18 protein-coding genes are annotated in these 17,631 nt (G+C 66.9%); 11 read left to right on the top strand and 7 right to left on the bottom strand.

From position 1 onward, the window contains the following. The 3 genes from HDG34_RS34450 to HDG34_RS34460 all read left to right on the top strand — a co-directional run bounded on the left by HDG34_RS34450 (position 1) and on the right by HDG34_RS34460 (position 2,907). Positions 1 to 1,044 carry an ATP-grasp domain-containing protein gene (locus HDG34_RS34450; RefSeq protein ID WP_184067300.1) on the top strand — a complete coding sequence of 348 codons (1,044 nt, stop codon included), beginning with the start codon at positions 1 to 3 and terminating at the stop codon, positions 1,042 to 1,044. Continuing rightward, entirely contained in the window at positions 1,041 to 2,150 is a 1,110-nt protein-coding gene (locus HDG34_RS34455; RefSeq protein WP_184067303.1) for a hydantoinase/oxoprolinase family protein, read from the top strand. The genes HDG34_RS34450 and HDG34_RS34455 overlap by 4 nt, the downstream gene beginning before the upstream one ends. A gap of 166 nt (positions 2,151 to 2,316) precedes the next feature. Beyond that, positions 2,317 to 2,907 (top strand): aspartate/glutamate/uridylate kinase, encoded by a 591-nt coding sequence (locus HDG34_RS34460; RefSeq protein ID WP_018424588.1) that lies wholly within the window; start codon positions 2,317 to 2,319, stop codon positions 2,905 to 2,907. A gap of 7 nt (positions 2,908 to 2,914) precedes the next feature. On the opposite strand, the gene HDG34_RS34465 is transcribed toward HDG34_RS34460, so the two are convergent. The 3 genes from HDG34_RS34465 to pqqA form a co-directional block, all read right to left on the bottom strand. Next, on the bottom strand, positions 2,915 to 3,658 hold the full coding sequence (locus tag HDG34_RS34465; protein ID WP_184067306.1) for a (5-formylfuran-3-yl)methyl phosphate synthase: 744 nt from the start codon (positions 3,656 to 3,658) through the stop codon (positions 2,915 to 2,917). Positions 3,659 to 3,685: 27 nt separating this feature from the next. Further along, positions 3,686 to 4,285: a DUF447 domain-containing protein gene (locus HDG34_RS34470; protein ID WP_184067309.1), complete on the bottom strand. Its 600-nt coding sequence runs from the start codon at positions 4,283 to 4,285 to the stop codon at positions 3,686 to 3,688. Positions 4,286 to 4,390: 105 nt separating this feature from the next. Then, positions 4,391 to 4,714 carry a pyrroloquinoline quinone precursor peptide PqqA gene (gene pqqA / locus HDG34_RS39975; protein ID WP_311734754.1) on the bottom strand — a complete coding sequence of 108 codons (324 nt, stop codon included), beginning with the start codon at positions 4,712 to 4,714 and terminating at the stop codon, positions 4,391 to 4,393. Positions 4,715 to 4,949: 235 nt separating this feature from the next. Between pqqA and HDG34_RS34480 the strand changes: the two genes are divergently transcribed. The 7 genes from HDG34_RS34480 to rpe all read left to right on the top strand — a co-directional run bounded on the left by HDG34_RS34480 (position 4,950) and on the right by rpe (position 12,067). Next, entirely contained in the window at positions 4,950 to 6,449 is a 1,500-nt protein-coding gene (locus tag HDG34_RS34480) for a form I ribulose bisphosphate carboxylase large subunit (RefSeq protein ID WP_184039098.1), read from the top strand. Between the two features lie 117 nt (positions 6,450 to 6,566). Then, positions 6,567 to 6,995, top strand: a complete 429-nt coding sequence (locus HDG34_RS34485; RefSeq protein ID WP_184067312.1) for a ribulose bisphosphate carboxylase small subunit — start codon at positions 6,567 to 6,569, stop codon at positions 6,993 to 6,995. A gap of 51 nt (positions 6,996 to 7,046) precedes the next feature. Then, a complete protein-coding gene (gene cbbX / locus HDG34_RS34490) occupies positions 7,047 to 8,039 on the top strand; it encodes a CbbX protein (protein WP_184067315.1) in 993 nt (330 codons plus the stop codon). 27 nt (positions 8,040 to 8,066) lie between these two features. Then, on the top strand, positions 8,067 to 9,170 hold the full coding sequence (locus HDG34_RS34495; protein ID WP_184067318.1) for a class 1 fructose-bisphosphatase: 1,104 nt from the start codon (positions 8,067 to 8,069) through the stop codon (positions 9,168 to 9,170). Positions 9,171 to 9,225: 55 nt separating this feature from the next. Beyond that, positions 9,226 to 10,098 carry a phosphoribulokinase gene (locus tag HDG34_RS34500; RefSeq protein WP_184067321.1) on the top strand — a complete coding sequence of 291 codons (873 nt, stop codon included), beginning with the start codon at positions 9,226 to 9,228 and terminating at the stop codon, positions 10,096 to 10,098. A 201-nt stretch (positions 10,099 to 10,299) separates the two neighbouring features. After that, positions 10,300 to 11,337, top strand: a complete 1,038-nt coding sequence (gene fba, locus HDG34_RS34505) for a class II fructose-bisphosphate aldolase (protein ID WP_184067324.1) — start codon at positions 10,300 to 10,302, stop codon at positions 11,335 to 11,337. Between the two features lie 22 nt (positions 11,338 to 11,359). Then, entirely contained in the window at positions 11,360 to 12,067 is a 708-nt protein-coding gene (gene rpe, locus HDG34_RS34510) for a ribulose-phosphate 3-epimerase (protein WP_184067327.1), read from the top strand. A gap of 13 nt (positions 12,068 to 12,080) precedes the next feature. Here rpe and HDG34_RS34515 read toward each other — a convergent pair whose 3' ends face one another. Genes HDG34_RS34515 through HDG34_RS34525 form a run of 3 tightly spaced genes read right to left on the bottom strand, consistent with a single transcriptional unit; the run spans position 12,081 to position 16,122 of the window. After that, the gene (locus tag HDG34_RS34515; protein ID WP_184052010.1) at positions 12,081 to 13,463 is read right to left on the bottom strand and encodes a DUF6513 domain-containing protein; all 1,383 of its coding nucleotides are present in this window, start codon (positions 13,461 to 13,463) and stop codon (positions 12,081 to 12,083) included. Next, positions 13,442 to 14,071 (bottom strand): flavoprotein, encoded by a 630-nt coding sequence (locus HDG34_RS34520; RefSeq protein ID WP_184067330.1) that lies wholly within the window; start codon positions 14,069 to 14,071, stop codon positions 13,442 to 13,444. Before HDG34_RS34520 ends, HDG34_RS34515 begins: the two co-directional genes overlap by 22 nt. Then, positions 14,068 to 16,122, bottom strand: coding sequence for a sigma-54-dependent Fis family transcriptional regulator (locus HDG34_RS34525; protein ID WP_184067333.1), 2,055 nt, complete (start codon positions 16,120 to 16,122; stop codon positions 14,068 to 14,070). Before HDG34_RS34525 ends, HDG34_RS34520 begins: the two co-directional genes overlap by 4 nt. A 388-nt stretch (positions 16,123 to 16,510) precedes the next feature. On the opposite strand from HDG34_RS34525, the gene HDG34_RS34530 reads away from it, so the two are divergent. Then, positions 16,511 to 17,017 (top strand): dihydroneopterin aldolase, encoded by a 507-nt coding sequence (locus tag HDG34_RS34530; RefSeq protein ID WP_184067336.1) that lies wholly within the window; start codon positions 16,511 to 16,513, stop codon positions 17,015 to 17,017. A 149-nt stretch (positions 17,018 to 17,166) separates the two neighbouring features. Here HDG34_RS34530 and HDG34_RS34535 read toward each other — a convergent pair whose 3' ends face one another. Beyond that, positions 17,167 to 17,544 (bottom strand): hypothetical protein, encoded by a 378-nt coding sequence (locus HDG34_RS34535; RefSeq protein ID WP_184067339.1) that lies wholly within the window; start codon positions 17,542 to 17,544, stop codon positions 17,167 to 17,169. Positions 17,545 to 17,631 lie beyond the last annotated feature (87 nt).

Here is a 17,631-nt window from a genome sequence, read left to right on the forward strand (position 1 = left end):
TTGACCAGAATCTTTGTCTACGAGTATCTCACCGGCGGCGGCATCGACCCCCAGCTCGCCGGCCCGGGCAGTCTCGCCGATTTGAGCGCGCTGATCGTCGAAGGACGCGTGATGCGCGACGCGCTGGTCGACGCTCTGCGTGAACTCGACGGCGTGCAGGTCACGTTCGCGACCTCGCGCTTCGAAACGCCAGGGGCGGGCGAGGCCCATTGTATGGCCGCGCCCGGCGAATCGATGACGGCGTTCGTCGCGCGCGCGGCGCGTGAGCACGATTACGCGTGGGTCGTCGCGCCGGAATGCGACGGGCTGCTGCTGCGCTTTCACGATGCGGTCGGTACCGCGCGCTGGCTCGGCTGCGCGAAGGAAGCGATCCGCGTCGCGTCGAGCAAGAGCGCGACGGCGGCGTGTCTTGCCGCGCATGGCATTGCCACGACGCCGGCGCTCGAACCCGGCGGCTCAGCCGCGCAGCACGACGGCCGCTGGGTGGTCAAACCGGACGACGGCGCGGGCGGCCTCGACACGATCGTGTACGAGCGCTTCGCCGATGCCTGCGCCGAGTACGAGGCGCGCGCGGCGGCGGCGCGCAATCCGGTGCTGCAGGCGTGGGTCGATGGCGAGCCGTTGAGCCTGTCGCTGATCTGCCGCGGCGACGCCACCAAGCTCCTCAGCATCAATCGTCAGCAGATCGGGCTGAGCGGCGACGACGCGTCGGGTGATGTTGCGCGGATCGTCGAGTTCGACGGCGTGCTGGTCGATCAGATCGACCAGCACAGCGACATGGGCCGCGCGCTTGACACGCTCGCGCATCGCGTCGCGCGGGCCATCCCGGGTTTGCGCGGCTTCGTCGGCATCGATGTCGTGTGGCATCCGCAACTCGGGCCGGTCGTGATCGAAGTGAATCCGCGTTTGACGGTCGCTTATGCGGGGCTGTCGGCGGCGCGCGGCAGCGGCCTGACGCGCGCGCTGCTGGCCGCGCATGGCGTGCGCATCGAGCGCTGCGGCGCGGCGCGCGCCAATTCGGCGACGTACGAGGTGCGCCCTTGAGCCCCGCCCGTTCGAACCCGGCGGCGCGGTTCGGCTGGGACGTCGGCGGCGCGCACGTGAAGGTGTCGCTCGTCGACGGCAGCGACGCCGTGCTGGACGTCGTGCAATGGCCGTGTCCGCTTTGGCAGGGGCTCGACCATCTGCACCGCGCGATCGACCTCGTCTTCGAGCGCTGGCCGCAGGCCCGCACGGACGCCGCGCAGCATGCGGTGACGATGACCGGCGAGATGGTCGACCTGTTCGCGGATCGCGCCGAAGGCGTGCGCGCGATCGTGGCCGCGCTCGCGCAGCGGCTCGGTCCATCACTGCGTTTCTACGCCGGCGCCGCCGGCTGGCTCGCCGCCGCCGACTGCGCGGCCGGCTGGCGTCACGTCGCGTCGGCGAACTGGCTCGCGACCGCGAGCTGGGTCGCTACCTGCATGGCGAACGCGCTGCTGATCGACATCGGCAGCACCACCACCGACATCATTCCGATCGTCGACGGCCGCGTCGTCGCGCGTGCCGCGACCGATGCGGGCCGGCTCGCGACCGGCGAACTCGTGTATCACGGCGTCGTGCGCACGCCGTTGTGCGGCGTCGCGCAGCGGATCGAATTCGGCGGCGCCATGCTGAACGTGATGAACGAATGGTTTGCCACGACCGCCGACGTCTACCGGCTGACCGGCGAACTGGACCCGCTGCACGACGTGCAGCCGAGCGCCGACCAGGGGCCGAAGACGCAGGCGGCGAGCCGCGCGCGGCTCGCGCGCATGATCGGGCACGACGCGCACGACGCGTCGGACGTCGAATGGCTGCACTTTGCGCGGCGCTGGCGCGCGCTGCAGGTGCGCGAAATCGGCGCGAACCTGATGCGCGTGGTTGCCGCGCAGCCAGTGCTCGCGGCCGCGCCGCTGGTGGGCGCCGGCTGCGGCCGCTTCCTCGTCGCCGCATTGGCGCGCGACGAGGCGCGCGGCTATATCGATTTCGGCGCGTTGGCGGGCGTGCCCGATGCTTGCGCGGCATGGGCGGCGACCTGCGCGCCGAGCGTGGCGGTCGCGCTGCTCGCGGCGCGCGAGCCGGGCGCCCAACGGCGCGGCGCGCGTGGTATCGCGGCGCGCGCGGCATGAGTTGAGAGGCGCGGCGCGCAATCCGGGGACGCGGCGCGCCGGCGCACGAGTAGCGCAAAGAGGGGCAGGGGACACGATATGGCGAGCGGGACAAGTTCGGTGATGAACGAGGTTGCGAAACGACGCGACCCGGCCGGGCACTCAACTGGACACGAGGGCAACAGTCATGTGGGTGGTCAAGATCGGAGGCAGCCTGAGTCACGACCCGGCACTGCGCCACTGGCTCAGTGAGCTATGCGAAGTCGGCGGCGGACGGGTCGTGATCGTGCCCGGCGGCGGCGATTTCGCGGACAAGGTCCGCCAGTACCAGGGCGAGTGGAACTTCGACGATCTGGCCGCGCACAACATGTGTCTGCTCGCGATGACGCAATATGCGCTGCTGATGCAGGGCGTTTCGCCCGAACTGGTGATCGCGTCGAGCGAGGCGAAGATTCGCCGCACCCTGCGTGACGGTCACGTCGCCGTGTGGGCGCCGACCGCGCTGATGCGCGACACGCCCGACGCGATGAGCAACTGGGACACGACCTCGGACAGCCTCGCCGCCTGGCTATCGACGATGCTCAACGCGGAGCGGCTGGTCGTCGTCAAATCCTGTCCGATCGCCGTCGACGATCCGCTCGAAACGCTGGCCGCGTCGGGGGTGATCGACCGCAAGTTCGTCGACTACGTGAACGATGCGAACTATGTGGTCGAATTGCTCGACAAGAGCAACGTCGCGCTGATGCGCGACCGTTTGCTGAATATTCCGGTGATGTGAGCGGCTGCTACACCCGCGTCGCGTTGGTCGAGCCCGGCAACGGCGCCGCGCCATCGACGCGAATCTCTCCAGCTGGCCGATGCAACGCGCTCGCCCATTGCGCGACGCGCTCGGGGTCGAGCCGCGAGCGGCGCCCGTCGGCGCACAGCGCGGTGCGAAAACCGGCCACGTCGGGCGCCAGCGCGCGGATCTGCGGCAGTTGCGCCCAGCCGAGCGCACCTGCGATGCCCGCCATCGCGCCGCGCTGACGCGCGAGCCGCAACCAGCGCGCGAGCGAGTCGACATCGACGTGATCGAACAGCGTGCCGCCGTCCTTGCTCGCGGTATCGAACATCAGGCCGGCGAACCCGAGCGCCGCGGTGTGGCTGACCAGCTCGTCGTCCATGCCGCCGTCGCATAGCAGCACCGGCACGACGCTAGCCGGCAGATTCGCGAGCTGCTCGAGGCAGCGGCGCGCGGCCGGTCCGCGCGCGACGCCGACCTTCACATAGTCGACGCCGGCATCGCTGACGTCGATCACGCGCGCGGCGATCTCGTCGAACGCGTCGGCCGGCACGTCGCCGATCGCTGCGCTGATCGGCTTGACCGGGTAGCGCGCGCGAAGTTGTTGCGCGATGGTCGTGATGGCGCCGATCGACAGGCCGCCGAGCGCGCCGTCGTCCGGCTCTTTCAGGTCGATCAGCTCGGCGCCGGCGCGGGCGGCGTCGAATGCTTCGTCAGCCGAGCGGACGCTCGCGAGCAATGCGGTCATCGGGGTTCTCCGCGGAAGGAAGGGTTTTCAGTGATGGGCCGAAGCGGCGGCCTGATGCGCCGCGTCTTCGAGGCTCGCGCGATATCGCGCGATCGCGGCGACGAGCCAGCTCCATGCGGTGCGCTCGTTGTCGCCGGCGGTTTTGTCGATCGCGATCTGCAGATACGCCATTTCTCGATCGACCTTGTCGGCCGGCAGCATGAAGAGCCGGCTCACCAGAATCGCGCCTTCCACGACCGCCGACTGCGCGCGATTGAAGCCCGCGAACGGCGCGTGGTTTTCACGGTGCACGCACTTCATCACCAGCACCGGGCGCTCGGCGTCGTCGCGCAGCTCGTCGAGTTCGAGCTCGGCGTGGGCCAGCGACTCGGCCAGACGTACGCTCGGCACGCGGTTCGTGGCCACGGTCGGCCAATCGGTTGCGCAGTGCGTGACGCAGCCCGCGAAGATACGCACGTCGGTGGTGAAGTTCAGCACCGCCGCGCGCGTCGCGATCACGTTGTCGAGCGTGACCGACGGACGGAACGGCGCAAGGATGATGCGCTCACCCTCGTGGCGCGCGCCCATTGGCGCGATATGAGGACGGCCATCGCACGCTGCCGTGGTGACGATCGTTTCGTGGATCATGGCTGGGAACGCGTGTCCCGACAGCGCCGGAAGGCCGGCCGTCAGCAGAGGTCAAACACAAACGGGAACCGCAAGGGGGCCGCGGCGTGCGGCCCGGTTGCGGGCTTAACGCGTAGCGACATACATCACGATTTCAAAACCGAGGCGTACGTCGGTGTAGCTCGGAGTCGTCCATTGCATACGTGCTTTCTCCTTCGGTTGAAACAGCGGGTGGAACAGCGTTGCGCCGCCGGCCCGGCGTGATGCCCGGTGTCGACGGCAGCCGGCATCATGCAAGCTCCGTGCCCATGCGCGTTCCGGCCGGCCAGGCGTGCGTGCATTCGACGGCCAATACAGCACCCGGCGAATTGCGCCACGCCGTGGCGCTCGCGCGGGTTGCCAGACGCAAAGAGCCGCGCGGTGTGGCGAAAACGAAGCAAAGTGTGCCATCGCGATTCGCTAATTCGATTGCGCTGTCACGCCGCGCCCGCCTCGCTCACCAACACATTCTGCTCCGATTCGCGTCGCACGGCTCGAAAAAGAACCTCACGATGTGATAGCGATAACCGATCCGTTAAGTCTGCCAAATAAAATCGTGAATTCACCTTGGGCGTGTCCGTGCCTACAGTGCAACTCAAGCGCTTCGTTCTTCCGGCAGTGCGCTTGCCACCTTCGAGGACACGTCATGAACGATTTCAGTCAACCGCCGATCCAGCCCGAACCTCAAGCGCGCGATCCGCACAATCCGCGCGAACGGTACGCGGCGGGCGTGATGAAATACCGCGAGATGGGGTACTGGCAACCGGACTACGAACCGAAAGACACCGACGTGATCGCGCTGTTTCGCATCACGCCGCAACCCGGTGTCGAACCCGAGGAAGCAGCGGCCGCGGTGGCCGGCGAATCCTCGACCGCGACGTGGACGGTGGTGTGGACCGACCGGCTCACTGCCTGCGACATGTATCGCGCGAAGGCGTATCGCGTCGAGCCGGTGCCGGTGTCTCGCGCCGACGAGCCGCAGTACTTCGCGTATATCGCTTATGAACTCGATCTGTTCGAAGAGGGCTCGGTCGCGAACCTGACCGCGTCGATCATCGGCAACGTGTTCGGCTTCAAGCCGCTGAAGGCCTTGCGGCTCGAAGACATGCGCATTCCCGTCGCTTATCTGAAGACGTTTCAGGGGCCGCCGACCGGCATCGTCGTCGAGCGCGAACGGCTCGACAAGTATGGTCGGCCGCTGCTCGGCGCCACGGTCAAGCCGAAGCTCGGTCTGTCGGGCAAAAACTATGGACGGGTGGTCTACGAAGGCCTGCGCGGCGGCCTCGACTTCCTGAAGGACGACGAGAACATCAACTCGCAGGCGTTCATGCACTGGCGCGACCGCTTCCTGTTCGCGATGGAGGCGGTGAACCGCGCCCAGGCGGAGACTGGCGAGCTCAAAGGGCACTATCTGAACGTGACGGCCGGCACGATGGAGGACATGTACGAGCGCGCCGAATTCGCGAAGGAGCTCGGCTCGTGCATCGTGATGATCGACCTCGTGATCGGCTGGACCGCGATCCAGTCGATGTCGCGCTGGGCCCGCAGGCACGACATGATCCTGCATCTGCATCGCGCGGGGCATGGCACCTACACGCGGCAACGCAACCACGGCATCTCGTTTCGCGTGATCGCCAAATGGCTGCGCATGGCGGGCGTCGATCACGCGCATGCGGGCACCGCGGTCGGCAAGCTCGAAGGCGATCCGCTGTCGGTGCAGGGCTACTACAACGTGTGCCGCGACGCGCACAACGCGGTCGATCTGTCGCGCGGCATTTTCTTCGACCAGCCGTGGGCCGGCTTGCGCAAGGTGATGCCGGTCGCCTCGGGCGGGATTCACGCGGGGCAGATGCATCAGCTGCTCGATCTGTTCGGCGACGACGCGATCCTGCAGTTCGGCGGCGGCACGATCGGCCATCCGGCCGGCATCCAGGCCGGCGCGACCGCGAACCGCGTCGCACTCGAAGCGATGGTGAAGGCGCGCAACGAAGGTCGCGACATTCTGCGCGAAGGGCCCGACGTGCTCGAAGCCGCCGCGCGCTGGTGCACGCCGCTCAAGCAGGCGCTCGATACGTGGCGCGACGTGAGCTTCAACTACGCATCGACCGATACGCCCGATTTCGCCGCCACGCCGACGGCGGCCTAGCCACGCCGAGCTTTTCCCGCGAGCGCCTCACGAGCGCATCCGCGACGCGGTGCAACGGCACCGCGCGGGGCACCGTTGACGCCGTTCCGAACGCGACATCCATCCACGAGGTTCGTCATGCGTATTACTCAAGGAACGTTTTCTTTTCTGCCCGAGCTGACCGACGAGGAAATCGGCCTGCAGATCGACTACGCGCTGCGCCAGGGCTGGGCCTGTTCGGTCGAATTCACCGACGACCCGCATCCGCGCAACACCTACTGGGAAATGTGGGGTCTGCCGATGTTCGACCTGCACGACGCGGCCGGCGTGTTGCAGGAGGTCAGGGCTTGCCGCGAGGCGCGGCCGCAGCACTACATCAAGGTCAACGCGTTCGACTCCGTGCGCACCTTCGAAACGATGCGCCTGTCGTTCATCGTCAACCGGCCGGACGGGGAGCCGGGCTTCCGGCTGTTGCGGCAGGACGCGCAGGGGCGCACGCAGCGCTACAGCATGACGGGCTACGCGGGCGACCGGCCAGCGGGCGAGCGTTACGGCGCGGCGGGCTGACGCCGCTGATCGCGCAACAACGCACACGACGACCCGCAGCGAGGAGGAACCATGACAGACGCCGCCATCGTGGACGCACTGCCCGCGTCCACCGCGCGCAGCGACGCCGCCGCGCCCCACATCGACCTCGCGGCGCTGTACCGCGACTCGGGCATCGGCGACGTGCTCGGCGAACTCGATCGCGATCTGGTCGGGCTCGCGCCCGTGAAAACGCGCATTCGCGAAGTCGCCGCGCATCTGCTGGTCGAGCGCGCGCGGGCTTCGCTGGGTCTCGCGGGCGGCGCGCCGACCTTGCATATGTGCTTCTCCGGCAACCCCGGCACCGGCAAGACGACGGTTGCGCTGCGCATGGCGGAAGTGTTGCACCGGCTCGGCTACATTCGCCGCAATCATCTGGTGTCGGTCACACGCGACGATCTGGTCGGCCAGTACATCGGCCACACCGCGCCGAAAACGCGCGACGTGCTCAAGCGCGCGATGGGCGGCGTGCTGTTCATCGACGAAGCGTATTACCTGTATCGCCCGGAGAACGAGCGCGACTACGGCCAGGAAGCGATCGAAATCCTGTTGCAGACGATGGAGAACCAGCGCAGCGACCTGGTCGTGATTCTGGCCGGCTACGCGTCGCGAATGGAAGTGTTCTTCGAGAGCAATCCGGGTTTCCGCTCGCGCATCGCGCATCACATTACGTTTCCCGATTACGAGGAAACGGAGTTGCTCGAAATCGCCGAGCGGATGCTCGGCGCCATGCATTACCGCTTCGATGCCGCGTCGCGCCGCGCGTTCGCCGACTATCTGGCGCGCCGCATCCGCCAGCCGAATTTCGCCAACGCGCGCTCGGTGCGCAACGCGCTCGACCGCGCGCGGCTGCGCCAGGCGAACCGCCTGTTCGCGAGCGCCTTGCAAGGCGGTGAGCCGGTCGACGTTGCCACGCTGACGCTGATCGATGCCGCCGACGTGCGCGCGAGCCGCGTGTTCGACGCGCCGCCGCAGTCCTCGCATTCGCCTTCCACCGCGCGCGCCGTCACGGCGCCGCCGGGCTGAATCACGACACCATCGACGGAGAACGCCATGCAGGACGGACGCACGACACTTTCGAAGTTCCTGATCGACACGCTCGATCGCCCGCCGTGTACGGACGACACGCGCGACACTGCAGGACTCTCCGCGCTACTGATCGACGTAGCGGCGGCCATCAAGTCGATCTCGGCGATGCTGACCAAGGGCGCGCTAGGCGGCAACTACGGTTCCGCGCAAACGCTCAACACGCACGGCGAGCAACAGAAGAAGCTCGACGTCTCGAGCAACGAGATCTTCGTGCAGCAATGCGAGTGGGACGGCTTGCTGGCAGCGATGGTGTCCGAGGAAATGGAGCACGTCTACGCGATTCCGCTGGACTATCCGCGCGGCGAGTATCTGCTCGCGTTCGATCCGCTCGACGGCTCGTCGAATATCGACATCAACGGCGTGGTCGGCTCGATCTTCTCGGTGCTGCGCACGCGCGACCCGGCAGAGGATGCAAGCAGCGAAGCCGCGTTCCTGCGGCCGGGCTGCGAACAGGTCGCGGCCGGCTATGCCGTGTATGGACCGTCGACCATGCTGGTGCTGTCGGTCGGCAATGGCACGCATGGCTTCACACTGGAGCGCGACATCGGCAACTTCGTGCTCACGCATTCGAACATCCGGATTCCGGAGGAAACCGGCGAGTTCGCGATCAACGCATCGAACGAGCGCTTCTGGGAGCCGCCCGTGCGCCGCTACGTGCAGGAGTGCAAGGACGGCCGCAGCGGTTGCCGCGCGCGCGACTTCAACATGCGCTGGATCGCGTCGATGGTCGCGGAAGTGCATCGCATCCTGATGCGCGGCGGCGTGTTCATGTATCCGCGCGACTCGAAAACGCCGGCAATGGAAGGACGCCTGCGCCTGCTCTACGAAGCGAACCCGATGAGCTTCCTCGTGGAGCAGGCGGGCGGCCTCGCGATCACCGGCCGGGAACGCATTCTCGACGTCGCGCCGCGCGCGCTGCACGGCCGCGTGCCGGTGATTCTCGGCTCGAAGAACGAGGTCGAGCGCATTGCGCGCTATCACGGCGAATACGACCGCGGCGAGGACAAGCCGTTCACGTCGCCGCTGTTCGGCACGCGCTCGTTGTTCCTGCCGGATTTCACGGCGTGATCAGCGACTGACGGCGCACTCAGCGCACAGAACACAGTCATCCGGAGACAAACGCATGTCAGTCAAACATCCGATCATCGCGGTGACCGGCTCGAGCGGCGCCGGCACCACCACCGTCATGAAGAGTTTCACGCATATCTTCAGACGCGAGCACATCAATGCGCAGATCGTCGAAGGCGACGCGTTCCATCGCTACGACCGCAACGGCATGCGCGCGGCGATGCAGGAGCGCGAACGCGACGGTGTGCCGAATTTCAGCCACTTCGGGCCGGAAGCGAATCTGCTCGAAGAACTCGAAACGCTGTTCACGCGCTACGGCGAAAACGGCAGCGGGCAGTTTCGCCACTACGTGCACGACGCGGGCGAAGCGCAACTGTACAAGCAGGACGGCGGCACCTTCACGCCGTGGGAGGAGGTCGCGCCCAATACCGACCTGATGTTCTACGAAGGGCTGCATGGCGCGGCGGTGACCGACAGGGTCGATATCGCGCGGCATGCGGATCTGCTGATCGGCGTCGTGCCGATCATCAACCTCGAATGGATCCAGAAGCTGCACCGCGATCAGACGATGCGCGGCTACACGCACGAAGCGGTGGTCGACACGATCCTGCGGCGCATGCCCGACTACGTGAACTACATCTGCCCGCAGTTCTCGCGCACGCATGTGAACTTCCAACGCGTGCCGACCGTGGACACGTCGAATCCGTTTACCGCCCGCGAGATTCCGCAACCGGACGAGAGCTTCGTCGTGATCCGCTTCGCGCGGCCGAAGGGTATCGATTTCCAGTATCTGCTGACGATGCTGCACGACTCGTTCATGTCGCGCCCGAACGTGATCGTCGTGCCGGGCGGCAAAATGGGACTCGCGATGCAGCTGATCTTCACGCCGATGATCCTGCAACTGATCGACCGACGCTCGCGCGCCTGAGCGGTACCAGACGGATATCGAGGTTCATTTCGCAAGGAGAGATTCGATGAGTGCAGTCGCGCAACCGCTTGACGCACCCGCCACGCGCTCGATGGCCGACGCGCTGCGCATGCTCGCGCTCGACGAAGCGCGGCGCGTCGCGGACCGCGCGCGTTGAGCCCGCCGTTCGCCAAGATTTCATTTCATTTCGAGGAGCACGCAATGGCCTTCATCACCCTGCGGCAACTGCTGGATCACGCGGCCGAACACGACTACGGCGTGCCCGCGTTCAACGTCAACAACATGGAGCAGATTCACGCGATCATGCGCGCGGCCGAGGCCACCGCTAGCCCGGTGATCCTGCAGGCGTCGGCCGGTGCGCGCAAGTACGCCGGCGAGCCGTATCTGCGCCATCTGGTGCTCGCCGCGCTCGAAGCGCACCCGGACATTCCGCTCGTGCTGCATCAGGATCACGGCGCGAGCCCCGCGGTGTGTCAGCAGGCGATCCGCTCGGGCTTCACGTCGGTGATGATGGACGGCTCGCTGCTGCCCGATCAGAAAACCCCCGCCGCGTACGACTACAACGTCGAGGTGAGCCGACGCGTGGTGGACGCCGCGCATGCGGTCGGCGTGTCGGTGGAAGGCGAACTCGGCTGTCTCGGTTCGCTCGAAACCGGCACGGCAGGCGAAGAGGACGGCGTCGGCGCACAAGGCAAGCTCACACGCGAGCACCTGCTGACCGATCCGGACGAAGCGCGGCGCTTCATCGACGCGACCGGCGTCGATGCGCTCGCGATCGCGATCGGCACGTCGCACGGCGCGTACAAGTTCAGCCGCGAGCCGACCGGCGACATCCTCGCGATCGACCGGATCGCCGATATCCATGCGCGCATTCCGAACACGCATCTGGTGATGCACGGTTCGTCGTCGGTGCCGCAGGAATGGCTCGCGGTGATCCGCGAATATGGCGGCGAGATTCCGACCACCTACGGCGTGCCCGTCGACGAAATCCGCCGCGGCATCGCCCAGGGCGTGCGTAAGGTCAACATCGACACCGACATCCGTCTCGCGATGAGCGGCGCGATGCGCAAGTCGCTCGCCAATGCGCGCGCGGAGTTCGATCCGCGCGCGGCATTGAAGGCCGCCACCGCCGCGGCGAGCGCGATCTGCGTCGAGCGATTCGAGGCGTTCGGTTGCGCGGGTCAGGCGGCGCGCATCAAGCCGCTGCCGCTCGACACGATGGCGAGCCGCTACCACTAACGCCACTGCCACGGAGAATGCAATGCGCGAATTCCTGATTGCTCCGTCGCTGCTGTCGGCGGATTTCGCCCGGCTCGCCGACGAGATTCGCGACGTGACGGCGGCCGGCGCGGACTGGATTCATCTGGACGTGATGGACAACCACTACGTGCCGAACCTGACAGTCGGCCCACTCGTGTGCTCGGCGATCCGGCCGTACACGACGCTGCCGTTCGACGTGCATCTGATGACCACGCCCGTCGATCCGCTGGTGTCGGCGTTTGCCGAGGCCGGCGCGAACCTGATCAGTTTTCATCCGGAGGCGACGCTGCACGTGCATCGGACCATCGAACTGATCCGCTCGCACGGTGCGCGCGCGGGGCTGGCGCTGAATCCGGCCACGCCGCTCGCGGCGCTCGATCACGTGCTGGAGATGCTCGACGTCGTGCTGGTGATGTCGGTGAATCCGGGCTTCGGCGGCCAGGCATTCATCGCCGAAACGCTCGACAAGCTGCGGCGGCTGCGCGAGCGCGTCGACACGACGATGCAGCGCACCGGGCGGCCCTTGCTGATCGAAGTGGACGGCGGCGTGAAGGCGTCGAACATCGCGCGTGTCGCCACGGCGGGCGCGGACGTGTTCGTTGCCGGGTCGGCCGTGTTCGGTGCGGGCGATCGCGCGCAGGCGATCCGCGGCATGCGCGGCGAACTGGCTACTGTCGACGAACCCGCGGGGGTGGCCGCCATGCAGTGATGGCGCTGCTGTTTCAGCGCTTTTTCAGCGTCTCGCCCGGCGCGCACCATGCGCTGAGATCTTCTTCAGGCCGGTCGACCGCGCAGCCCCAGTCGAGCGGCTGGTCCTGATCGAAGCGCTTGCCGAGCCGCCATGCAATCTCGGCGCGCGCAAGCTGCACGCCCATATAGAACGCGTGGCCGCCGTCTGTTTCGAGGTTCAACTGCGGGTACAGCGCGAACGGATCGTCGCCGCGACGATGGCCGTCGCGGTTGTACACGTGAATGCCGTCGGCGCTGATCTGCACGCGGAAATTCGGGTCGCGCACGCCGCGCGCGAATTCGTCGATTTCTTCGGCGCTGTACGGAAACGGCCGTTTCGCATGGACCGTCGCGAGTTCGGTGCTGATGCCCTTGGGCAGCACCTGCGCATCGCGCGCGGCATGCATCACGCGGCGCGCGACATCGGCTTCGCGCAACGCGCGCCGCGCATGCTGGCTCACCGACGTCGCCAGCACCGCGCCAACGCGCAATTCAGCCGCCATGCCGAGCAGCACCGCGTTGATGCCGCTCGTGTCGGCCTCGGTCAGTTCGGTCACGTTGCCGATGCCCATCATGATCGCGATGTCGGGATAGCGCTCGCGCAAACGCACATAGCGCGCAATCGACGCGGCCAGCCCGAACGGAATCGGATCGAGAATCGGATCGGCGAGAAACGCGCGGCCGCGCGCGGACAGCGCGTCGATCGCGGCGTCGAGCGAAGCGGGGTCGGCCGGTTCGCGCGCGACGAGGATCGGCGTCGACGGCACTTCGTCGGCGATCCATAGCGTGTCGAGGTTCAGGCTCATCAGATAGTCGGCGCCCGCGCGGCCGCCGCGCAGCAGTTCGTCGTTGCGCATCGAATCGACGCTGACGCGATAGCCTTCGGCCTTCAGCCGCCGCACCGCGTCTTCGAGAAGCGGAAACGGCGTGTCCGGCAGGCAGCCGATGTCGATCACGTCCGCGCCTTGGGCCGCATACTCGCGCGCCCTTGCCGCGATGCCGTCGAGGTCGAGGCGCGGCGCATCGACGATCTCCGCGAAAATCTCCGTGTCGTAGCGGCTCAGATCGAACGGCTTCGCCTTGCGGCCGAAAAATTGCGGCAAGTCCTTGACCTCCTCGGGACCGCGTTCGAACGGCACGCCGTAGTGCGCGCCCAGCGCGTCGAGATCGCCGCGGCAGCGGCCCGGCACGATCACGCGCTGCGCGGCGAGCGGCGCGCTCACGCGGCGCTGGATCAGGTCGGCGGTCATCAACCCGGCCACTTGCAGGCCGATTTCGCGCACCTCCCAACTGAACGGCGTCGGCGCCATGCCGTCGAGCACGCGCCGCAGGCTCGGTTCGGCAAGCCGGCCGGTCAGGAAGAGGAGGTGGTCCATGCGAGGTCGAGGGTCGCGAGGCGTTGGGTGAGCGCCGCTTCGAGTTCGTCGAGCGAGCGCGCGAGCGTCGTGTATTCGAAGCGCGCCAGACGCTCGACGTTGTCGAGTTCGATCGCCCGTGGCCGCAGTTCGACCCATTCGTCCGGGCTATGCGTGATCACGCTCGGTTCGGTGTCGCACGCAAAGACGATGCCGGGGATGCATTGCTTGCCGGCCTGCGCATACATATTGGTCGGCAGCGTATCCGAGATGCCGTAAGCGCATTTGGCGACCGTGTTGCTGGTGGCGGGTGCGATCACGACCGTGTGATACACGCCGTGATACAGCATGCCGACCGGCACGCCGCTCGCGCTGTTGTCGCGCAGTACGCGAAAGTGTTCGCGCAGCTTGTCGAGCGACCAGCCATAGAGCGGCAGCACTTCCTCGGCCGCCGCGGACAGAAACAGATCGACGCGCGGCAAGCGCCGGGCGAGCGCGATCGATTCTTCCAGCATATGACCGGAGCCGGTCACGCACCACGCGAAGTGCGCATCCGGCCTGAAGTCGGCGAGATCGCGGGCGCCCTTGCGAGCAGACTCGCCGGGGGACCTGAGGGACGACCCGGTCATGCGTCGAGATCGAACGGCATGCCGTCGGTCGGCGAGCCTTCATGCGACAGCCGGATGTGCAGCCGGCGCATCTTGCGATACAGCGTATTGCGGCTGATGCCGAGCGCCTTCGCGACGTTGCTGACGTTCCAGCGGTGCTCGTCGAGCAGCGACAGCACCGTTTCGCGCTCGTTCAGCTGGATCGCGTTCAGCGAAGAAATGTCCGCTTCGTCGGCGAGATGCCCGTCCATGTCCGCGTTCGCGAGGCGCAGCGCGATCGGCAGGTCGACCGCCGACGTGCGTTGCGTGACCTCGGGCGGCAGATGCTCGCAGCGGATCGGCTCGCCGTCGGACAGCGCGATGGCCATCTGCAACACGTGACGCAGCTGACGGATGTTGCCGGGCCACGCGTAGGTGAGCAGCGCGTGTTCGGCTTCTGGCGTCAGATCGGGCGGATCGTCGGTTTCGTTCGCGAGCAGATGATGGATCAGCGGCAGCTTGTCGACGCGCTCGCGCAGCGCCGGCAGATTCAGCTCGACGCCCTTGAGCCGGTAGTACAGATCCTCGCGGAATTGCCCGCTTTGCACGAGTTCGAGCAGATTGCGGTGGCTCGCGCTGATCAGCTGGAAATTGACCTTGACGGTGGTCTCGGCGCCGAGCGGCGTGACCTCGTGTTCCTCGATCACGCGCAGCAGGCGTGCCTGCAACACGAGCGGCATGTCGCCGATCTCGTCGAGAAACAGCGTGCCGCCGTTGGCCTGCACGATCTTGCCGCGCCGTCCTTCGCGCTGCGCGCCGGTAAACGCGCCCGCGCGATAGCCGAACAGCTCGCTCTCGATCAGGTTCTCCGGCAGCGACGCGCAGTTGACCGGCACGAACAGACCGGCGGCGTGCGGGCTGATGCTATGCAACGCCTGTGCGAAGACTTCCTTGCCGGTGCCGGTCTGGCCGCGCAGCACGATCGGAATCTTGCGCTGGATCACGCGCGCGGCCAACTGGATCTGCGAGGCCATGCGCGGGTCGCCGAATTCGAGGTGCGCGATCTCGTCGAGCTTCGGCACCGGCGGATGTTTCTCGTGTTTTTCGGCGGCGTTGGCGCGCATGGCGGAGTCGGGGACGAGCACGCGCGTCACGCGCCCTGTGGCGTTTTGCGGCGTCTGCGCGACGAGGAAAAAGCGGTTCGTCGCGTTTGCGCTGTAGACGGTGACCGGATGGAACGAGCCGCGAATGCTGCGCGCGATCATGTCTTCGAGCGACGCGTTGAATGCTTCCTCGATGCGCCGGCCGCGCAGCTCGCTCAGCGAGCGGAAGCCCAGCTGGAACAGCGCGCTGCGATTCGCGGCGAGCACGGTGCTGTCGTCGCCGACCGCGAGCTTGCCGCCGTGCAGCGTGCCGACGAATTCCGGGCGGCTGTGGAAATGGATCATGTTGGCGTGCCGGTAGCGCGCATCGAGCAGACGGTTTTCGATCATCTGACGCGACATACCGACCAGCACCAGCGAGTGCTGCTGCAGCAGCTTCGAGCGGCTCGTGACGTCGAGCACGCCGGCGATTTCGCCGCCGTCGTCGAAGATCGGCGCGGCCGAGCACGTCAGCGACGTATAGCGCGGATAGAAATGCTCGTGCTGACAGACGGCGATGCAGTCGCGCTCCGCGAGGCAGGTGCCCATGCCGTTGGTGCCGGCTTCGCGTTCGCTCCACAGCGCGCCGACGCGAAAGCCGTCGACGGCGACCGCCTCGGCGAACGGCACGGACGACACCTGATGCACGATCACGCCGCCAGAATCGACGAGCACGACCGCGAGCTCGGGATCGGCGAGTTGCTGATAGAGCGTCGTCATCTCGAGCTTCGAACACGCGATCAGATCGCCGAGCGCCTCACGGCGCGCGCTGAGTTCGTACTCGGTGAGCACCGGCGGCGGCACGAAACGCGCGGGGTCCAGCTGGAATTCGTTGATGCAGCGCGTCCACGACTGAGCTACGGGTTCGCTTGTCGGGCGCGTGGTCAACTGATGGTTGACCACGTTCAGAACTTCCCGGACGTGAGTACTGCTGTCAGCGAGCAACGACATGGGATTTGCCTCCGTTGCGTCATTTCGCAAGCGTGACTGCTTCGCACGCCGCGAATGCCGCTTTATCAAGCCTGCCTGCCCCTGGCGCGGCGCAATCTCGGTTCGCCTGCGCCCTCCCGACCGGCCCTACTACGAGGCGGGTGTTGAAAACTGTACGCCCGATGCAGGATTGGTTCAACAGAAAGTCACACTGGGTTTACCTCACTGTGCCCGGAATTTGCTTTTCTCGATGCGCGACGCGTTAAACGGGTTGCAGGTTGCATGCCTGTCGCAGCTTCGGCACAGAGTGTGCCGCGCGTCGTTCAGTTCTACTGCTCTACTGTTGCATCGTTTCGCTGGTCATCACTGGCTGTTCAATCCTGGGCCGCGCCGCGGCGGAGATCAAATCATGGATCGTTTCGATACTGTTCGCCTTGCCGCATTTTCCAGCCTCGGCGCCAATCCCGGCCCGCAAGTCGGCGCGTTGCCCGAGCGCCTGGACATCGTATTCATCGAGAATTTCATCGGCCAGACGGTCATCGGTATCGATAGCAGTGAGTTGCATGTTGCGCAACCGGTGCGTGTGAACCTGGCTATCGGCGTGCCAGCGATCCGCGCCTGCACGACGGACCGGATCGAAGATACGGTCAACTACGCGGCCGTGCGCGGGGCGCTGCTCGATCTGTTCGCGTCGCATCGCGTGCGGCTGCTGGAGGCGCTTGCCGAGACGATCGCGCAACTGCTGATCGCCGACTTCGGCGCGCACTGGGTGCGCGTGTCGCTCGCGAAGCCGGCCAAGTTCGCCGACCTCGCGGCCGTCGGCGTGCAGATCGAGCGGCGTCGCGGCGATGGCTCGGCGGCGGCCGTGGGTCTCGCGCGGTACGCGTCGCTGGGCGAGGGGCTGGTGCCGAATTGAGGGGGGCGCCCAGCCGGGCGCGCCGAGCGGGGGGCGCCTAGCCGGGGGCGCCGAGCCGGGCGCGCCGAGCGGGGGGCGCCGAGCCGGGGGCGCCGAGCCGGACGCGCCGAGCGGGGCGCGCAGAACGCCCGGCGCGTTTCAGGCCGTGGTCATTTCGCCACGGTCGACGTCTTCTGCGGACCGAGTCCGCACGCCTGATATGCGCTGGTTTGCAGCGCGCGGAAGCGCTTGGTTTGCGCCTTGGCGTGGTCGACGCGGAATTCCGCGCCGCCTTCGCCGCCTAGCGTCGCGTACTTCGAGAAGGTCGACTGGTCGACGAATTCGTCGTACGGCAACGACGCGGCCATCTTGTCGATCACGCACGAGCACTTGTAGACGTTCGCGAACTCGTGGCCGTTATCGTCCATGCAACTGAGCACGTATTCGACGCGACCCTCGGTCGGATAGTTGTAGCCGCCCGCCCACGCGAGCGGCGCGGCGAGCAGGAGCGAGGTAAAGGCGAGAAGCGCGCGACATCTGTTGGTCATTGAATCCCTCTGCGAAAGCATTGAGCCTGCTTCGCGAACCGCTGCGCGAGATGCGTGCCTTGCGGCCGCGAGGCGACGGGATGCGCG

The sequence above is a fragment of the Paraburkholderia sp. HC6.4b genome (assembly GCF_014200875.1).
Classification (GTDB): domain Bacteria; phylum Pseudomonadota; class Gammaproteobacteria; order Burkholderiales; family Burkholderiaceae; genus Paraburkholderia; species Paraburkholderia tuberum.

Bases quoted from the DNA above. Each gene is read 5' to 3' on its own strand.
- HDG34_RS34465 (WP_184067306.1), bottom strand. From the start codon at position 3,658: ATGACCGCATTGCTCGCGAGCGTCCGCTCGGCTGACGAAGCATTCGAC.
- HDG34_RS34480 (WP_184039098.1), top strand. From the start codon at position 4,950: ATGAACGATTTCAGTCAACCGCCGATCCAGCCCGAACCTCAAGCGCGC.
- HDG34_RS34520 (WP_184067330.1), bottom strand. From the start codon at position 14,071: ATGACCGGGTCGTCCCTCAGGTCCCCCGGCGAGTCTGCTCGCAAGGGC.
- HDG34_RS34500 (WP_184067321.1), top strand. From the start codon at position 9,226: ATGTCAGTCAAACATCCGATCATCGCGGTGACCGGCTCGAGCGGCGCC.
- pqqA (WP_311734754.1), bottom strand. From the start codon at position 4,714: ATGGCACACTTTGCTTCGTTTTCGCCACACCGCGCGGCTCTTTGCGTC.
- HDG34_RS34530 (WP_184067336.1), top strand. From the start codon at position 16,511: ATGGATCGTTTCGATACTGTTCGCCTTGCCGCATTTTCCAGCCTCGGC.
- rpe (WP_184067327.1), top strand. From the start codon at position 11,360: ATGCGCGAATTCCTGATTGCTCCGTCGCTGCTGTCGGCGGATTTCGCC.
- HDG34_RS34485 (WP_184067312.1), top strand. From the start codon at position 6,567: ATGCGTATTACTCAAGGAACGTTTTCTTTTCTGCCCGAGCTGACCGAC.
- HDG34_RS34515 (WP_184052010.1), bottom strand. From the start codon at position 13,463: ATGGACCACCTCCTCTTCCTGACCGGCCGGCTTGCCGAACCGAGCCTG.
- HDG34_RS34495 (WP_184067318.1), top strand. From the start codon at position 8,067: ATGCAGGACGGACGCACGACACTTTCGAAGTTCCTGATCGACACGCTC.
- HDG34_RS34470 (WP_184067309.1), bottom strand. From the start codon at position 4,285: ATGATCCACGAAACGATCGTCACCACGGCAGCGTGCGATGGCCGTCCT.
- fba (WP_184067324.1), top strand. From the start codon at position 10,300: ATGGCCTTCATCACCCTGCGGCAACTGCTGGATCACGCGGCCGAACAC.
- HDG34_RS34535 (WP_184067339.1), bottom strand. From the start codon at position 17,544: ATGACCAACAGATGTCGCGCGCTTCTCGCCTTTACCTCGCTCCTGCTC.
- HDG34_RS34460 (WP_018424588.1), top strand. From the start codon at position 2,317: ATGTGGGTGGTCAAGATCGGAGGCAGCCTGAGTCACGACCCGGCACTG.
- HDG34_RS34525 (WP_184067333.1), bottom strand. From the start codon at position 16,122: ATGTCGTTGCTCGCTGACAGCAGTACTCACGTCCGGGAAGTTCTGAAC.
- cbbX (WP_184067315.1), top strand. From the start codon at position 7,047: ATGACAGACGCCGCCATCGTGGACGCACTGCCCGCGTCCACCGCGCGC.